Origin of the sequence: Streptococcus xiaochunlingii (genome assembly GCF_006385805.1) — a bacterium.
GTDB classification, from domain to species: domain Bacteria; phylum Bacillota; class Bacilli; order Lactobacillales; family Streptococcaceae; genus Streptococcus; species Streptococcus xiaochunlingii.
Genome location: NZ_VFSG01000001.1, coordinates 341,634 through 358,079 on the forward strand (window position 1 = coordinate 341,634; position 16,446 = coordinate 358,079).

Annotated in this window: 17 protein-coding genes; 16 read left to right on the forward strand and 1 reads right to left on the reverse strand. The window is 45.3% G+C overall.

Translation table 11 applies throughout. The annotated features are described in order from the left end of the window. The first annotated feature begins 1 nt into the window (after window position 1). From FJR71_RS01770 to ldcB, 16 genes are all read left to right on the forward strand, one after another. Window positions 2-760, forward strand: coding sequence for an acyl-ACP thioesterase domain-containing protein (locus FJR71_RS01770; protein WP_140813925.1), 759 nt, complete (start codon window positions 2-4; stop codon window positions 758-760). Further along, window positions 742-1,446, forward strand: coding sequence for a hypothetical protein (locus tag FJR71_RS01775; RefSeq protein ID WP_172605086.1), 705 nt, complete (start codon window positions 742-744; stop codon window positions 1,444-1,446). Before FJR71_RS01770 ends, FJR71_RS01775 begins: the two co-directional genes overlap by 19 nt. Next, window positions 1,436-2,206 carry a TIGR01457 family HAD-type hydrolase gene (locus FJR71_RS01780; protein WP_140813926.1) on the forward strand — a complete coding sequence of 257 codons (771 nt, stop codon included), beginning with the start codon at window positions 1,436-1,438 and terminating at the stop codon, window positions 2,204-2,206. The genes FJR71_RS01775 and FJR71_RS01780 overlap by 11 nt, the downstream gene beginning before the upstream one ends. Beyond that, window positions 2,199-2,828, forward strand: a complete 630-nt coding sequence (locus tag FJR71_RS01785) for a TIGR01906 family membrane protein (protein ID WP_140813927.1) — start codon at window positions 2,199-2,201, stop codon at window positions 2,826-2,828. The genes FJR71_RS01780 and FJR71_RS01785 overlap by 8 nt, the downstream gene beginning before the upstream one ends. Window positions 2,829-2,840: 12 nt before the next feature. Then, a complete protein-coding gene (locus FJR71_RS01790; RefSeq protein WP_140813928.1) occupies window positions 2,841-3,800 on the forward strand; it encodes a CPBP family intramembrane glutamic endopeptidase in 960 nt (319 codons plus the stop codon). A gap of 154 nt (window positions 3,801-3,954) precedes the next feature. Then, window positions 3,955-5,790 (forward strand): excinuclease ABC subunit UvrC, encoded by a 1,836-nt coding sequence (gene uvrC, locus FJR71_RS01795; RefSeq protein ID WP_140813929.1) that lies wholly within the window; start codon window positions 3,955-3,957, stop codon window positions 5,788-5,790. Between the two features lie 10 nt (window positions 5,791-5,800). Continuing rightward, window positions 5,801-6,649: a metallophosphoesterase family protein gene (locus FJR71_RS01800; RefSeq protein ID WP_140813930.1), complete on the forward strand. Its 849-nt coding sequence runs from the start codon at window positions 5,801-5,803 to the stop codon at window positions 6,647-6,649. An 11-nt stretch (window positions 6,650-6,660) separates the two neighbouring features. Then, the gene (locus FJR71_RS01805) at window positions 6,661-8,292 is read left to right on the forward strand and encodes a hypothetical protein (protein ID WP_140813931.1); all 1,632 of its coding nucleotides are present in this window, start codon (window positions 6,661-6,663) and stop codon (window positions 8,290-8,292) included. Window positions 8,293-8,417: 125 nt separating this feature from the next. Then, window positions 8,418-9,023: a nitroreductase family protein gene (locus tag FJR71_RS01810; RefSeq protein ID WP_048689069.1), complete on the forward strand. Its 606-nt coding sequence runs from the start codon at window positions 8,418-8,420 to the stop codon at window positions 9,021-9,023. A gap of 124 nt (window positions 9,024-9,147) precedes the next feature. Continuing rightward, on the forward strand, window positions 9,148-10,554 hold the full coding sequence (pepV, locus tag FJR71_RS01815; RefSeq protein ID WP_140813932.1) for a dipeptidase PepV: 1,407 nt from the start codon (window positions 9,148-9,150) through the stop codon (window positions 10,552-10,554). Window positions 10,555-10,606: 52 nt separating this feature from the next. After that, the gene (locus FJR71_RS01820) at window positions 10,607-11,209 is read left to right on the forward strand and encodes a uracil-DNA glycosylase family protein (protein WP_140813933.1); all 603 of its coding nucleotides are present in this window, start codon (window positions 10,607-10,609) and stop codon (window positions 11,207-11,209) included. Window positions 11,210-11,232: 23 nt separating this feature from the next. Then, the gene (locus FJR71_RS01825; protein ID WP_140813934.1) at window positions 11,233-11,724 is read left to right on the forward strand and encodes a prolyl-tRNA synthetase associated domain-containing protein; all 492 of its coding nucleotides are present in this window, start codon (window positions 11,233-11,235) and stop codon (window positions 11,722-11,724) included. A gap of 20 nt (window positions 11,725-11,744) precedes the next feature. After that, window positions 11,745-12,026 carry a rhodanese-like domain-containing protein gene (locus FJR71_RS01830; protein WP_140813935.1) on the forward strand — a complete coding sequence of 94 codons (282 nt, stop codon included), beginning with the start codon at window positions 11,745-11,747 and terminating at the stop codon, window positions 12,024-12,026. A gap of 98 nt (window positions 12,027-12,124) precedes the next feature. Then, the gene (locus FJR71_RS01835) at window positions 12,125-13,438 is read left to right on the forward strand and encodes a DUF6574 domain-containing protein (protein ID WP_140813936.1); all 1,314 of its coding nucleotides are present in this window, start codon (window positions 12,125-12,127) and stop codon (window positions 13,436-13,438) included. Window positions 13,439-13,503: 65 nt separating this feature from the next. Further along, window positions 13,504-15,264: a TcaA second domain-containing protein gene (locus tag FJR71_RS01840; protein ID WP_172605087.1), complete on the forward strand. Its 1,761-nt coding sequence runs from the start codon at window positions 13,504-13,506 to the stop codon at window positions 15,262-15,264. A gap of 10 nt (window positions 15,265-15,274) precedes the next feature. Further along, the gene (gene ldcB, locus FJR71_RS01845; RefSeq protein WP_125335620.1) at window positions 15,275-16,048 is read left to right on the forward strand and encodes an LD-carboxypeptidase LdcB/DacB; all 774 of its coding nucleotides are present in this window, start codon (window positions 15,275-15,277) and stop codon (window positions 16,046-16,048) included. A gap of 101 nt (window positions 16,049-16,149) precedes the next feature. Here ldcB and FJR71_RS01850 read toward each other — a convergent pair whose 3' ends face one another. Then, window positions 16,150-16,392 (reverse strand): type B 50S ribosomal protein L31, encoded by a 243-nt coding sequence (locus tag FJR71_RS01850; protein ID WP_023023047.1) that lies wholly within the window; start codon window positions 16,390-16,392, stop codon window positions 16,150-16,152. Between the last annotated feature and the right edge of the window lie 54 nt (window positions 16,393-16,446).

Consider the following 16,446-nt stretch of genomic DNA (forward strand, 5'->3'; position numbering starts at 1 on the left):
GATGGCTAAAATTTATCAGTATGACATGAAAGTTCCTTTTGATATGAGCGATGTGAATGGCTTTATCAAGATGCCCCAGCTCATCCTCCTGTCCTTGCAGGTCTCAGGCATGCAGTCCATGGAGATCGGTGTCAGTGACAGGGACCTGCTCGAACAGTACAATCTAGTCTGGATCATCACTGACTATGACATCAGAGTCCACCGCCTACCGGTCTTTGATGAACTGATTACCATTGAGACTCAAGCACTCGCCCACAATCGTCTCTTTTGCTATCGTTCCTTTGTCGTTAGAGACCAGAAGGGGGAAGCCATCGTCGAGATGGTGGCGACCTTCGTCTTGATGGATCGGGACAGCCGCAAGGTCCAATCCGTGCCAGAGGAGATCACAGAGCCATATGAGTCACCATTTGAGAAAAAGATCCGCCGTGGTCCACGCTATCCAGAACTGAATGGAGCCATGGAGCAGGACTACAATGTGCGTTTCTATGATCTCGATATGAACGGCCATGTCAACAACAGCAAGTACTTGGACTGGGTCTTTGAAGTCATGGGAGCGGAATTCCTAACCCAGCATATCCCTAAACGGGTCCATCTCAAGTATGTCAAGGAAGTCTTGCCTGGAGGCATGATCACCTCTAGCGTCGAGCGGGAAGGGATGATCAGTAACCATGTCATCTCATCAGAAGGCCAAATCCACGCCCAAGCCCTCATCACTTGGGAAGAAATAGATAAGGAAACATTATGGAAAAGCGAAGATTAAAACAGAAAAAAGAAGACTTGATGGAGGTTCAACGGCGGGTTGTTGCTCATGCTCGTCGTAAGAAAAATCCCCTCTATGTGTTGGGAGATGGTTTCTTGACCTTAGTCGCAGCCTTTTATATCTTTATTGAGGAAGCGATTCGCTTTATCCGCTATCGGTTGAGTTTTGAAGCCTTTCTTCGTTTTCTCAAGGAAGATGTACGCTGGTATCGTGTCTGGATTCATTTGATTTTGGCCTTTATCCTGCCTGTCGTTGTCTTTTCCTTGAGTATCACCAGCCAATCGGGTAGCTTCTGGAGTAACTTCTTTGATAAGCTCTCCCAAGGTGTCCTCTTTAGTACGACTGTCAGCCTCGCAGCGACTTTAATGACAGATTTCATCGAGACCATGAAGCCTATCCAGGCAGGGAAAGAAAGCAATGAGGAAAAAGAGACCGGCGTCTATACCATTACCATTGATCAGGCTAAGATCGGTGGCTTGATGGTGACCATCGTCATCTTGATGATTTCATCCTTTCTCTTTACTCAGGCTGGAAAAGCAAGTATCAATTTCTTCGGTTTGGTCCTTCAATTTGCCTTATATGGGGCTTGTTTGCTTCTGTATGGAGCAGGAGGCCAGTTTCAAGATCAGGAGAAAGTAGCAGAGGAAGCAAGTGAACAAGGAGATCAAGAATCCCATGACTTATAAGGGTTATTTAATTGACTTAGACGGAACCATCTACAAGGGCAAAGAGCGGATCCCAGCTGGGGAAGCCTTTGTCCACGAATTGCAAGAGCGTCAGATCCCCTATCTCTTTGTGACCAACAATACTACTCGGACACCGGAAATGGTTCAAGAGATGCTGGCAGGCCAGTTCAATATCGAAACGCCACTGGATACCATCTATACAGCGACACTAGCAACCATTGATTATATGGTGGACATGAATTTTGGGAAAACTGCCTATGTCATTGGAGATGTGGGCTTGAAACAGGCCATTGCTGAGGCAGGCTTTGTCGAAGATACCGTGAATCCAGCCTATGTCGTGGTGGGTCTCGATTGGGAAGTGGACTATGAGAAATTCTCCATCGCGACCTTGGCTATTCAAAAGGGAGCCCATTTCATCGGGACAAATCCAGACCTCAATATCCCGACAGAGCGCGGAATGATGCCAGGGGCAGGTGCTCTAAATGCCCTGATCGAAGCGGCGACGCGCGTGAAGCCAACCTTTATCGGGAAGCCCAATGCCATTATCATGGATAAGGCCATCGCTCACCTAGGACTAGAGCGTGAAGAAGTGGTCATGGTGGGTGACAATTACCTGACCGACATCCGAGCAGGGATTGACAATGGTATCCCTACTTTGCTGGTGACCACTGGCTTTACCAAGCCAGAAGAAGTACCAGACCTGCCCTTGCCACCAACGCACGTCCTATTGAGTTTAGCGGAGTGGGATTTCGATGCGTGACCGGTTAAAAGTAACGGGCTTTGTCCTCTGGCTCTTAGCAACGGTGATTTTGGGGACCATTCTTGTAGCCTGGTTGATCTATCCCATGGAGATTAGCTGGTTACGAATCCAGAATAGGACTGGTTTGGCTCCTGCAGTCATCCAGAAAAATTTTCAGATCCTTATGCAGTATTTGACCAGTCCTTTTACCTGGAAGCTGGAAATGCCGGATTTTCCATCCTCTCCAGATGGGCTTCATCATTTCCAAGCAGTCAAATACCTCTTTCACCTGACCCAGGTCTTGTTCTTGGTCTTGTTGCCAGTAGCTATACGATTTATTCGAACAGTGATGCGTAAGGGTTACGCAGGCCTCTATCGCCCTTTATTTGGTGGGATGGTTCTCTTGCCGATTATCATAGGAGGAGTGACCCTCTTTATTGGTTTTGATCAATTCTTTACCCTCTTTCACCAAGTCCTCTTTGTCGGAGATGCTACCTGGCTCTTTGATCCTTATCGGGATCCGATTATTCTAGCTTTACCGGAGGACTATTTCCTACATGCCTTTCTGATTTTCTTTGTTTTGTATGAAGGGGCTTTTGGATGGTGCTACGGGTGGAGTCGGAAAAGAAAAACAGTAGATTAGTGGAGTGAATGGATGAAACAGTTCAATCGATTTATAGATCCCAAAAAGGATTTGGGAAGCTTTTCAGGGATGGTTTGCCTCTATCTCTTGGTCATGGTCTTTGTCAGCATCATTTCGACCTTTGCCGTTACCCTCTTTATGTTTGGACGGTATGGATTGGAGATGGCAGAGAAGCAGGAGTATGTAGAAAAAATCATCAATGGAAATGGGATTAGCTACTTGATATCTGTCAGTATAGGTGTCCTCCTATTTGCCCTTTATCGGCAAGGATCCCTCTTTAAAGGAGATGTGAGACAAAAGGGACGCAAGATGACCTGGCAGACTTTCTTAGTGTTCATTGCCTTCTTGGGGTTTGCCCAATTGGCTTCTAGTGCCTTATCTCAGCTCTTAGACCACATGATGGAAACCTTGGGCTTTTTCAAGCCTCAAGAGGACATGTCTGAACAACTCAGCCAATCTTGGAGTCTCTTGCTCTATGCGACCCTAATCGGTCCTATCACAGAGGAATTGGTATTCCGGGCAGCTGGCTTGAGAGCCTTAGAAAAGTATGGAAAAGTCTTTGCGATTGTCATGACAGCGCTGGCTTTTGGAATGTTCCATGCCAATTTTGATCAGTTGTTCTTTGCGACGATTATCGGCTTTGGTTTTGGCTACTTGACCTTCGAGTATTCGATCTGGTGGGCTATTTTCTACCATATCTTTAACAACCTGGTCCTCTCTCAAGGGCTTCATTACCTCGGCACGCATGTCAATATGAATGTGGCCGAGTGGGTTCAAATTCTCGTCTTTTTAGGTGGAACCATCGTCTTTACCATCGTCTTGATTTTAAAGAGAAAAGCTATTTTTCACTACATTCAAGAAAACCGACCAGCACCAGGCGTCTTCCAAAGAAGCATGTATTCCTTCTGGTTCTGGGTCTTGGTCCTTGGGACAACCTTTATGTCCTTACTTCCTTACCTAAGAGGCTATTAATATCAAAGAGGCTGGGACAAAAGTCCTAGCCTCTCAATTTTTTTTGGATTGTCGAGCAATACGCAGTGGTTGAGTGGGCTCTACTACGCTGATTTTATCAGCTTTTACAGCCCTACTCAACTGTCCCACCCTCTTTTTTGCTATAATAGAGAGTATGAATAACTTGATTAAATCCAAGCTCGAGCTTTTGCCGACGAGTCCGGGCTGTTACATTCACAAAGATAAAAACGGTACCATCATCTATGTGGGGAAGGCCAAGAATCTTCGCAATCGGGTGCGGTCCTATTTCAGAGGGAGCCACGATACCAAGACCGAAGCCCTGGTATCTGAGATTGTGGATTTTGAGTTTATCGTCACTGAGTCCAATATTGAGGCCTTGCTTCTTGAGATCAACCTCATCAAGGAAAACAAGCCCAAGTACAATATCATGCTCAAGGACGACAAGTCCTATCCCTTCATCAAGATTACTAATGAGCGCTATCCGCGCCTCATCATCACGCGCCAGGTCAAAAAGGATGGTGGTCTCTATTTCGGTCCCTATCCAGACGTAGGAGCGGCCAATGAGATCAAGCGGCTTTTGGACCGGATTTTCCCATTTCGTAAGTGTACCAATCCGCCTTCTAAGGTCTGCTTTTACTACCATCTAGGGCAGTGCATGGCCCACACAGTCTGCCACAAGGACGAGGCCTATTTCAAGGGCATGGCCCAAGAGGTTTCTGATTTCCTCAAGGGGCAGGATGATAAGATTATCGACGAGCTCAAGCTCAAGATGACTACCGTTGCGCAAAACATGGAATTCGAGCGGGCGGCCGAGTACCGCGATCTGATCCAGGCTATTGGGACCCTGCGGACCAAACAGCGGGTCATGGCCAAGGATTTGCAGAATCGGGATGTATTTGGCTACTACGTGGACAAGGGCTGGATGTGTGTGCAGGTCTTCTTTGTCCGTCAGGGCAAGCTGATCGAGCGCGATGTCAATCTCTTCCCTTACTACAATGATCCGGACGAGGATTTCTTGACCTATGTGGGGCAGTTTTACCAGGAGAAATCTCACCTGATCCCCAATGAAATCCTGATCCCTCAGGATATCGATGAGGAAGCGGTCAAGGCCCTAGTGGATACCAAGGTCCTCAAGCCCCAGCGCGGGGAAAAGAAGCAGTTGGTCAATCTGGCCATCAAGAATGCGCGGGTCAGTCTGGAGCAGAAGTTCAATCTCCTTGAAAAATCCATGGAAAAGACCCAAGGTGCTATTGAAAACCTTGGAAAACTTCTGCAAATTCCAACTCCTGTGCGCATTGAATCTTTTGACAACTCCAACATCATGGGGACCAGTCCAGTCTCAGCCATGGTGGTCTTTGTCAATGGGAAGCCAAGCAAAAAGGACTATCGCAAGTACAAGATCAAGACCGTTGTTGGACCAGATGACTATGCCAGCATGCGGGAAGTCATTCGCAGACGCTATAGCCGGGTTATGCGGGATAGCCTGACACCACCAGATCTGATCGTCATCGATGGGGGTCAGGGCCAGGTCAATATCGCTAAGCAAGTGATCCAAGACGAGTTAGGGCTGGATATTCCTATTGCGGGCCTACAAAAGAATGACAAGCACCAAACCCATGAATTGCTTTTCGGTGATCCTCTCCAAGTCATCGAACTCTCTCGAACCTCGCAGGAATTTTTCCTCCTGCAACGGATCCAGGATGAGGTCCACCGTTTCGCCATCACCTTCCACCGCCAGCTCCGGTCCAAGAATTCCTTCTCTTCTCAGCTGGACGGCATCGAAGGCTTGGGACCAAAACGCAAGCAGTTGCTGATGAAACATTTCAAGTCACTGACCAAGATCAAAGAGGCCACTGTGGATGAGATCGTCACGGTCGGCATCCCACGAGCAGTCGCGGAGGCAGTGCAAGCCAAGCTCCATCAAGGAAAGCAGGAAGAAGCAAGTACCTTGATGGAAGTGGCGGAGGATTCTGAACCATACCAATCATAAGGAGTTTATAATGAACCATCGAATCGCTATTTTATCTGATATCCACGGAGATACGACAGCTCTGGAGACAGTAATTGCGGATGCGCGTGCTCTAGGTGCGACGGAATACTGGCTTTTAGGGGACATTTTGCTACCGGGACCTGGAAGAGATGACCTTTTTGAATTGCTAGATGCGATTCCGATTACAGCTGCTGTTCGTGGAAATTGGGACGATTGTGTCCTAGAGGCTTTAGATGGCGAGTACGGGCTTGAGGATCCGCAGGAGATCCAACTTCTTCGCCTCACTCAGTACCTCATGGAAGGACTAGATCCTAAGCGGATAGATTGGCTTCGTTCCCTTCCCTTGGTAGAAAAGAAGGAGGTCAATGGTATTCGTTTTTCACTGACCCACAATTTGCCAGAAAAGAATTACGGTGGAGACTTGCGTCCAGCAAATGCGACGGAGAACTTTGACCAATTGCTCGATGACCATACGGATATGGCGATTTACGGTCATGTTCACAAGCAGTTGCTTCGCTATGGCAGTCAGGGTCAGCAGATCCTCAATCCGGGGACTATTGGCATGCCTTATTTCGACTGGGAACCAATTCAAAATCACAGGGCCCAGTATGCTCTGATCGATGTCGAGGCAGATGGGGTGACCAACCTGCACTTTCGGAAGGTGGCCTATGACTATGAAGCAGAGCTCCAAGATGCTAAGGACAAGGGCCTTCCTTTTATTGAGATGTACGAAGAACTGAGACGCGAGGATAACTATCGGGGTCATAACATCGAGCTTCTAACTTCTTTGATTGAACAACACGACTATCTAAAGGAGGTTAATGCTTTCCTTGAGTCTATAAAAACGCATAAGGGGTAAGTAATAAAGAAATGGGTTTAACTGTTGATCAGCATAGAGAGCTTGTGGTAAATGATATCCGACAAGCCCTTCAACATGTTTTTGGTGAGCATTTCGAAATTGTAGACATAGAAACGACAGCCCGGAGTGCTTATGGTCCGACTTTTATTCTTGAGATTCATCTTGAAGAATATAAGACAACAATAAATATGTTGGTTGAAGGTAACGATGTATCACTCCTTTGGGGGCCTGAAAGATTCGGAATGGAGTTTTTGTATGATCGAGATCGTTTTAGGGATAGCTTTGGAAAGATCAAAGCTTATCTGGATCAACCTGGCCTTATGTTTTCTGAAACACTGACTCCTGATAATCTCTTAAAAAAGCGTTTCCTCCTTAAAAGAATGATAGAATCGACCTTTGAGGGAATAGCAATAATAGACTTCTGGAGAAGACCCTTCGAAAAGAATGAACCCTTTAGGGTTGTCTTTACTTGTTTGTTGCCTCATTATCCAGCTTTTTTTAGCTTTGAGATAGCGGGTCAGCAGTTTGTCCTTGAAGAGATAGACCCCATGCCTTCTAGTATAGATGACCAAGCATTTCCAATCCATCAGTCTATTGATCTAACCGTATCCAATATGACTTCTTTCTTGGATTGGTTTAAAGATAGTCTAGAAGGGAATACTTCCACTGATACGTTTTCTGCTTTAACACTCCCCCTTGATCCTGCCACCGTTGAAGAGAATATTTCTCAAGTACAAGAGATAATCCGATCGACGTTTACAAAGGACGTTTCCTTTATGGAAACGAAAAAACTGACCGAGGATCAGACTGTTTATGGCATTGATTTTTCAGTTCGATCTGAATATTATGATGCGATATTTTCAATTAGCTTGGTTGGACGACACTTTGCTCTTCGTGTTATGAAGCCAGATAAACCAGATAAGAAAGACAATTGGATGATCAATGGTTTTCCTTATCTGCTGGTGGAGGAAAACCTTAGCAAAGTCATCAGAGAAGCGGAGGCCTATTTTGCTAGACAGGTAGAACCAGTTGAAGCGAAAGTAGGGTCAACTGAAAGCAATAGTAAAGTAAAACCAAGCACCCAAGCTCTGATAGAAGTAGACCAAGCTAAGGACAAAGAAGAGGCGCTCAAAAAAGAGTTTTTAGGATTAAGAAAACTATGGAAAGGCCAATTCCTGATTTTCTGTCTTTTGATGATCGCCGTCTTCGCCCTAGAAATGTATATGGGGGGAGCTGGTTATAAGGCCTTTAAGATGAAAATTAAGTATAGTTGGATTTCTGTCCATAGTTTTTCATTTCTCTTTCTGACCTTGTATGCATTGTTGACCCTCTTTCCGACTCAAAAGAGAATCTATGAGCTCTTGCCTCAATCCCCAAGTTGGAAATCTCTTTCGACCAAGGGAGTTCGGCTACCTAAGAAGGAAACTGGCTGGACCTCTTTAGTGATCCTAATCTTACTTCTTCTAGGGACTCTTGATTTCCTCAGTCGCAAGCCAGAGCCCAAGGTCGAAAATCCGTTGAACTATCAAGAAATTAACAATCTCTATGAGGAAGAAAGAAATTCTCACTACGATGATATCATCAACAAAATCCAAGACTCTAGTGGCCAGTTCTTTGAAAAAGAAAGTCCTGCGTCGGAATAATCTGAACCCGTAGAAGTGAGAGTGGCCTAGTGGAAAATGAAACAGGGTCCTCAATGAAAAAACTCTGCAAGCTCTTTCATTTTGTGTTAAAATAGAGGTAATAGAATTAGAAAAGGAAGTTGACTATGAAATTCCTAGAACTCAACAAAAAACGTCATGCGATCAAGCATTTCACAGACCAGCCGGTCGATCCAAAAGATGTGCGGACAGCTATTGAAATTGCGACCTTGGCACCAAGTGCGCACAATAGCCAACCATGGAAATTCGTGGTCGTTCGTCAGAAAAATGCGGAATTGGCTAAACTAGCCTATGGTGGGAACTATGACCAAGTCATGGAAGCACCTGTGACCATCGCTCTCTTTACGGATACCGATTTGCAACGTCGGGCTCGGAAGATTGCTCGTGTCGGTGGGGTCCAGAACTTCTCAGAGGAGCAGTTGCAATACTTCATGCAAAACCTACCTGCAGAATATGCTCGCTACAATGAACAACAGATTAGCGATTACTTGGCATTGAATGCTGGATTGGTCGCAATGAACCTGGTATTGGCCTTGACGGACCAAGGGATCGGCTCAAACATCATCCTTGGCTTTGACAAATCAAAAGTCAACGAAGTCTTGGAAATCGAAGAGCGTTTCCGTCCAGAACTCTTGATCACGGTTGGTTACGCAGCAGAGAAGGTAGAACCTAGCTACCGCTTGCCAGTAGACGAAATCATCGAAAAACGCTAATAACAACAGAAAGAACCGGATGGTCCTCGTCTCGTACGATACAAGTCCGGTTTTCTAGAATCCTTTGGCAGTCGCTGAAGGGATTCTAGAGGATTCAATTTAAATCGAAATAACGGAGGAATGCATGACAACAATTGACTTTAAAGCAGAAGTAGAAAAACGTCGCGAAGAAATGATGGCTGACCTTTTCAGCCTCTTGGAAATCAACTCAGAACGGGATGACAGCCAAGCAGATGAGACTCACCCTTATGGACCTGGACCCGTCAAAGCTCTTGAGAAATTCTTGGAAATTGCTGAGCGTGATGGCTACGAAACAACCAACGTGGACAACTATGCTGGACACTTCACCTTTGGACAAGGGGAAGAAGAGCTCGGAATCTTTGCTCACATGGACGTGGTACCTGCTGGTAGTGGCTGGAACACAGATCCTTACAAACCTGAGATTATCGATGGCAAGCTCTATGCACGTGGTTCATCTGATGACAAGGGACCTACAGTAGCTTGTTACTACGGTTTGAAGATTATCAAGGATCTGGGATTACCTGTATCTAAGCGCGTGCGCTTTGTGGTCGGTACAGATGAAGAATCCGGCTGGGGCGATATGGACTATTATTTCAAACACGTCGGTCTTCCTGATCCAGACTTTGGTTTCTCTCCGGATGCTGAATTCCCAATCATCAACGGAGAAAAAGGAAACATTACCGAGTACCTCCATTTTGGTGGTCAAAACACAGGTCAAGCGCATCTTCATAGCTTCACCGGTGGCCTTCGTGAAAACATGGTACCTGAGTCAGCGACAGCTCTTGTTTCAGGACAATTGCCAGATCTAGTTAGTCTCTTGGAGGCCTTTGCCAATGAACACCAACTTCGTTATGAAGTAGCAACAGAGGATGATGGTAAATTTAAAGTCACCATTATCGGGAAATCTGCCCACGGTTCTACTCCAGAAGCTGGGATCAATGGAGCAACCTACTTGGCTCTCTTCTTGAACCAGTTTGACTTCGGTGGAGATGCCAAAGCATACTTGCAAGTGTCAGCATCTCTTCTTCATGAAGACTTTGCTGGTGAGAAGCTTGGCATTGCCCATGTGGATGAAAAGATGGGAGCTCTCAGCATGAATGCGGGTGTCTTCAACTTCGACGAAAACAGCTCAGATAACACCATTGCCTTGAACATTCGTTACCCTAAAGGAACAGATCCAGAAATCATCAAAGCTGGACTTGAAAAAGTAGAAGGAGTGGCGTCCGTTAGCTTGTCTGCCCACGGCCACACCCCTCACTATGTTCCAATGGAAGATGAATTGGTCTCAACGCTTTTGCGTGTCTATGAAAAACAAACCGGACTGAAAGGTCATGAGCAAGTAATCGGTGGCGGAACCTTTGGTCGTCTATTGAAACGTGGGGTTGCCTTCGGTGCCATGTTCCCAGACTATGTGAACACTATGCACCAAGCCAATGAATTTGCGGATGTAGAAGATCTCTACCGTGCAGCTGCAATCTACGCAGAAGCCATCTACGAACTCATCAAATAAGACGCTACTCAGTCGGCACTTGCTGGCTGAGTTTTTGCTTAGAGGAGGAGAAATGGATCAACTAAAGCGGATCAAAGAGGCCATCATGGCCGATCCACAAAACAAAGACTATACGGATAAAGGAATCGAGCCCTTATTTGCGGCACCAAAGACTGCTCGGATCAATATTATTGGCCAAGCGCCTGGTCTCAAGACCCAAGAAGCAGGTCTCTATTGGAAGGACAAGAGTGGAGACCGTCTTAGGGAGTGGTTAGGAGTCGATGAGGAGACCTTCTACCATTCGGGTTTATTTGCGGTCATTCCCATGGACTTTTATTTCCCAGGGCATGGTAAGTCAGGCGACCTGCCACCTCGCAAGGGCTTTGCGGAAAAGTGGCACCCACAACTCCTCAAGGAGTGTCCGGATATAGAACTCACCCTCTTGATCGGCCAGTACGCCCAAGCCTACTATCTCCATGAGAAGGTCAGTGGCAAGGTGACAGAGCGGGTGCGTCGGTACAAGGACTACCTGCCAGATTATTTCCCTCTGGTCCATCCTTCTCCCCGCAATCAGATCTGGATGGCCAAGAACCCCTGGTTTGAGGCAGAAGTAGTACCTGATCTCCAGGCTCGGGTTCAGCAGATTTTAAGAGAGTTCAAAAAGAATAATGAGTGATAACCACAATAGGAGGTATTGCCATGGATGCATATCAAAAAGTCAAAGACAAATTGGACGAACTCGGGATTGAATTTGATGTGGTGGAACACCCACCTGCCTTCACGACTGAGCAAGCCGATTCCTATATTGAAGGTTTAGAAGGTGTCCGGACAAAGACCATGTTTTTAACCAACAAAAAGAAAACCCAGTACTATCTGCTCATCATGGATGACCAGAAACCCTTGGACATGGATGATTTCAAAGAGCAAGTAGGAGCCAATCGGATCCGCATGGCTTCCGCCGAATCGCTAGCTGAAAAAATGCAATTACCAGCAGGGACGGTATCTCCATTTGGCTTGTTAAACAATGAAGAAAAAGATATTCTCGTCTATTTCGATCAGGACATTGTATCAGAAGAGATCATGACCTTCCATCCGAACACCAATGAAAAGACCATCTTTATCAAAACACAAGACCTATTCCGCTTTTTAGAGTCCATTGACTTTAACTATGAAATACTAACACTTCCATAATAGAACCTATAGGAGAAATCATGAAAGAAATTCCATTTAATGACTTTTTAGCAAAGTACCAGGCAGGAGAAATTAACGTCGTCGATGTCCGTGAGCAGGAGGAATATGATGCTCTTCATCTGGACGGAGTGACCTTGCTTCCCTTATCAGTGTTGGCAGAACGCTATTCAGAGCTGAACAAAGACCAAGCCTATTATGTCATCTGCAAGTCTGGTCGGCGCTCAGCCCGTGCCTGTCAATTTTTGGAAGAAGCGGGCTATGATGTAACCAACGTCCAAGGTGGCATGGATGCATTTGAGTAGTTGGGATGGCCCAGCTTGTGAATTCCGGTAGAACATTGAATTCTAGTGGAAATTTTTATATAATATATCTGTATTTTGTTTTATAAGGAGATTATTTTATGATCAAACAGGATTGGCTTGATTACTTTGAAGCTGTGAACGGTCGTTCAGCAACTGAAGCAGAGATCGCTCAAGCGTTGGCTGCGGGTGAGTTTCAAGAAGAACAAGCAGCGCAAGAGGCTTCACAATTTGTAGGGGCTCCAGTAGCTCCAGAGCAAGCAAACGCTGGCTTTGTTGCTGCTCCAGCTGCACCAGAAGAAGTGACTTCACAGTACGTTGCAGCACCAGAAGCACCAGTTTCAGAAGCGCCACAATACACTACACCTGAAGCACCAGTACAAGAAGCGCCACAATTTGCTGCTGCACCAGAAGCGCCAGTTCAAGAGGCGCCACAATTTAGTGTTGCCCCAGAAGCGCCAGTGCAAGAAGCACCACAATTCGCTGCTGCCCCAGAAGCACCAGTGCAAGAAGCGCCACAATTTGCTGCTGCCCCAGAAGCACCAGTGCAAGAAGCGCCACAATATACTGCTGCGCCTGAAGCACCAGTACAAGAAGCGCCACAGTTCAATGCTGCGCCAGAAGTGCCAGCCTTTGGTGCTCAACCAAATGGCTTCCAACAAGCGCCTCAACAACAGCCACAACCAGGATTTGGTCAACCAGCTCCAGGGCAAGCTCCAGGTCAAGGATTCCAACAAGCACCTTATCCAGGTCAACCTCAACCAGGTCAAGCCTATTATGCACAACCAAGTCAATTTGGAATAGCTGTTGGTGGTTATTGGAATTGGTTCCTTTCAGCCTTGAAACGTCCGTCGACAGAGTATAATACAAAGGCTCTCAATGGAATTTTGCAATATGTCTTGACAGCATTTGTCTTGACCTTGGCAACTTTTTTCACAGCTAGTGGTTTTACAGGCGGATATGGAATGGACTTTCGTGCCTTTATGTTAACATTGATTTCAATGTTCTTTACTATTTATGCTTTCCAAGTAACAGGATTCTTTGTCCGTCGCGTGGTTCTTCAAGACAAGGAATATAGTTATGGTCGCTCATTTGAAGAGTTTGGACGCTTATCCGTCTACAATTTACCACTTGCTCTGCTTGCTTTCTTAACAGGACTTATTAAAGTTTATGAATTTTATGGATTAGTAAACTACCTCATTTTCTTATTATTCTTTGTTGGGACTTGCTATGTAGTTCACCTAGGTTTGAACAAATCAAGCTTAAAAGCTGACAGATTTTTGCTTTTGGTGGCATCATCTATAATCGTGTTTCTCATTGCAATCTTTGTCCTTTATGTGAATGCTCGTATTTTAGAACAAGTAGCTGCAGGTTTTATTCCAAATACTCCAAGTTTCTCAAACTTTAGATTCTAGATATACCATGAAATGGAAGGTGGGAGATCCACTTTCCCTATTTTATAGTGAGGGAGAAAAGATTCATGCAAAAGAAATGGGTAGAATTATTTGAAAAAGTAATCGGTCGTAAACCGACTGCTGAAGAATTTATTGCAGGAAGAGAGACTGGCTTTGATTTTAAGGCAATCAAATCGATTGCAGGAGTGGCGATTGATCAGGTACCAACGGAACCTACAGGATTAGGAAACCAGGAACCGGTAGAAGAGGTTGTAAATCCTCTCCAACAGGCTTGGGAAGAGCGCTTCGTTACTCTTTATGGACGATCACCAGTTTCTGAAGAGATTGAAGCTGCACGAAGTCAGAATTTTGAAATCGTTGAAGTACCTGCTCCTTCAGTTGAGTTTGAAGAGGACAATCAAACAACACATGTCTTGGCCCCAGTTACAAGCTCATCAGAGGCACCAGAAATCCTGCCCCAGCCAGTTGAAACAATAGTGACAGCAAACGCGCTCGAACAAGAGGACTCTGTTAAGAAAGGCGAGAAAAAGGGTAAGAAAAAGAAAGTCTTTCTCTTTAGTCTACTTGGTTTATTGGTCTTGATTTTGTCTGGTCTAGGTTATTACTTCTCGTCAACAACCGGCCCACAGGTTACAGTAGATAAATTGGTTACGGCTATTGAACATAAGGATTATCGAGAAGTAGCTAGCATTCTTTCTAGTGAAAAGGATAAGTGGACCAAGGAAGAAGCTCAAAGCTTACTAGACTATATGACTTCTCAGAAGATCGATGTCATTTACGAATTAGATCATATCGCCCAGTCTTCGAAAACAGGTATTGTCAAGGATAAAAAACAGAATCTGCTGATTGGAATTGAGAAAGCGAATAAGAAATTTGGTATTTTTCAAGAATACCGCATTACGACTTATCCACTTGAAGTCACAGCAACTACGAATCTAGATGATGCCAAGCTTAAGACCAGCGAAAAAGAGTCGACAGTGCTCAAGAAGAACCAAACGACCAAGCTTGGAAAAGTTCACTTTGCTTCACGAGACATGCAACTAGATGGGAAGACCGAAGTTGGAAAAATCTCTAGTGGTGTGAAGTTAGATCCGGCTCAAGCCTCTAAAAATAAGCTGAACTTGACTTTTAATTCGGAGAAACGTCTTCTTGAGGTTGAATTCCCAGAAGAAGTCAGCAATCCAACGGATATCAAGGTTGCAGTTAATGGTAAGGAAGTCGGCACAAGCACCTTATTTGAAGTTGATGTAGTGGCCCATCAAGAAATAGAAGTTCACGCTGTCTTTAACTTGAATGGTGAGAGCTATACAACTGAAAAGGCAAAAGTCACTATTGGAGAAACTTCAGATGATGATGAAGTCATCACTTTGAAACTTTCTAAAGATGTGATTAAACGATTGAAAGATGCTGAGACAGCACGTAAAGCTAAGGAAGAAGAAGCCAAGAAGGCAGAAGAGAAGAAAACTGCTATCACCTCCTTCCTCCAAGACTACCGGACAGAAATCTTCTCATCTGTCTCAAGTAGATCCAACACCTACTCCAAGTACTATGACACTTCAAGTGAAGCCTATAAGGAAATGGTGGAGTGGACGACAGGTGGAGGCGTCAAGAAGGCTGAAATTGACTACTATACACCAGGTGTTTTCAACGTTCTCAGCGTTACCGAAGAGAACGGAATGATCATCGTGAAAACCCACGAAGAATATACTGTACACTATGTGACCAGCCGAAAAGATAGCCAAAGTAGCAAGGACAAGACCTACACCCTAAAACCTGTGGGGGATACTTACGTGATTACGGCTATTGCGGTCACGGCTGGTAATTAGGAGGTTTATGATGAAATTAAGCATGACAAAATGGACGCTTGCTGGCCTGGTTCTGTTGAGCCTAGGTGCTTGTGGCCAACAAAAGGAATCAAAGAGCTCATCTCAAAAAGAGCCTGCTTCCAGTAAGCAAGTCGCTCAGTCGTCAGCCGGCAAAGAAACCAGTGCTTCTGAAGCAACTTCATCTGATGATAGCGACAAGTCAACGAAGAAGGCAGGCGAAGTCACAGTAGACAAAGGCGTTTCTTTCAATGGTTCTTACTACAGTGTTCAAGGAAAGTCTGGGGATATCGTCATCGCCAACAAGCACTACCCCTTAGCTGCAGACTACAATCCAGGTGAGGATCCGACAGCTGTTGCGGCCTTGCACGAGTTGATTGCAGCCATGCAGGCAGAAGGCTATGCTATCAGCGATCAATACAGTGGTTTCCGCAGTTATGAGACCCAGGTTGATCTCTACCAAAGCTATGTCAATCAAGACGGAGCAGCTGCAGCAGATCGCTACTCAGCTCGTCCTGGCTATAGTGAGCACCAGACAGGTCTAGCATTTGACCTCATCGATACTAGTGGCAATCTGGTCCAAGAAGCAGGTGCAAGCAAATGGTTGCTCAAGAATGCTGCTAAGTATGGCTTTATCGTCCGTTATCAAGAAGGAAAAGAAGCGAGCACAGGCTACATGCCGGAAAGCTGGCACCTTCGCTATATCGGAGAAGATGCAAAAGACGTCGCAGCTTCAGGAAAAAGCCTAGAAGAATACTTCAACTTTACCGGTGGCGACTACGAATAACAAGAAAACCGCTCTTTCAGGAAGCTTGAAGGAGCGGTATTTTTGTGCGGAGAAGAACAAGAAAAAACCACTGCCAAGTGGAAGTGGTTTTGATTGGTTTCTTATTTGAGACCGTATTTTTTGTTGAAACGATCCACACGTCCATCTGCTTGAGTGAACTTTTGACGTCCAGTGTAGAATGGGTGTGAGTCTGATGAAATTTCAACACGGATCAATGGGTAAGTTTCACCTTCGAATTCAACAGTCTCGTTAGAGTACTTAGTTGAACCACTAAGGAACTTATAACCAGTAGTAGTGTCCATGAAGACAACAGGGCGATATTCTGGATGGATATCTTTTTTCATTTTGCAATAATTCCTTTCTGCCATGGTCTCTTTCCGAGCCATAGATTGTTACTT

Excerpts from the sequence above, each read along its gene's own strand:
- FJR71_RS01835 (WP_140813936.1), top strand. The coding sequence starts at position 12,125 with ATGATCAAACAGGATTGGCTTGATTACTTTGAAGCTGTGAACGGTCGT.
- FJR71_RS01840 (WP_172605087.1), top strand. The coding sequence starts at position 13,504 with ATGCAAAAGAAATGGGTAGAATTATTTGAAAAAGTAATCGGTCGTAAA.
- FJR71_RS01810 (WP_048689069.1), top strand. The coding sequence starts at position 8,418 with ATGAAATTCCTAGAACTCAACAAAAAACGTCATGCGATCAAGCATTTC.
- FJR71_RS01790 (WP_140813928.1), top strand. The coding sequence starts at position 2,841 with ATGAAACAGTTCAATCGATTTATAGATCCCAAAAAGGATTTGGGAAGC.
- FJR71_RS01775 (WP_172605086.1), top strand. The coding sequence starts at position 742 with ATGGAAAAGCGAAGATTAAAACAGAAAAAAGAAGACTTGATGGAGGTT.
- FJR71_RS01780 (WP_140813926.1), top strand. The coding sequence starts at position 1,436 with ATGACTTATAAGGGTTATTTAATTGACTTAGACGGAACCATCTACAAG.
- FJR71_RS01820 (WP_140813933.1), top strand. The coding sequence starts at position 10,607 with ATGGATCAACTAAAGCGGATCAAAGAGGCCATCATGGCCGATCCACAA.
- FJR71_RS01800 (WP_140813930.1), top strand. The coding sequence starts at position 5,801 with ATGAACCATCGAATCGCTATTTTATCTGATATCCACGGAGATACGACA.
- FJR71_RS01805 (WP_140813931.1), top strand. The coding sequence starts at position 6,661 with ATGGGTTTAACTGTTGATCAGCATAGAGAGCTTGTGGTAAATGATATC.
- FJR71_RS01830 (WP_140813935.1), top strand. The coding sequence starts at position 11,745 with ATGAAAGAAATTCCATTTAATGACTTTTTAGCAAAGTACCAGGCAGGA.
- FJR71_RS01850 (WP_023023047.1), bottom strand. The coding sequence starts at position 16,392 with ATGAAAAAAGATATCCATCCAGAATATCGCCCTGTTGTCTTCATGGAC.
- FJR71_RS01785 (WP_140813927.1), top strand. The coding sequence starts at position 2,199 with ATGCGTGACCGGTTAAAAGTAACGGGCTTTGTCCTCTGGCTCTTAGCA.
- uvrC (WP_140813929.1), top strand. The coding sequence starts at position 3,955 with ATGAATAACTTGATTAAATCCAAGCTCGAGCTTTTGCCGACGAGTCCG.
- pepV (WP_140813932.1), top strand. The coding sequence starts at position 9,148 with ATGACAACAATTGACTTTAAAGCAGAAGTAGAAAAACGTCGCGAAGAA.
- FJR71_RS01825 (WP_140813934.1), top strand. The coding sequence starts at position 11,233 with ATGGATGCATATCAAAAAGTCAAAGACAAATTGGACGAACTCGGGATT.
- ldcB (WP_125335620.1), top strand. The coding sequence starts at position 15,275 with ATGAAATTAAGCATGACAAAATGGACGCTTGCTGGCCTGGTTCTGTTG.
- FJR71_RS01770 (WP_140813925.1), top strand. The coding sequence starts at position 2 with ATGGCTAAAATTTATCAGTATGACATGAAAGTTCCTTTTGATATGAGC.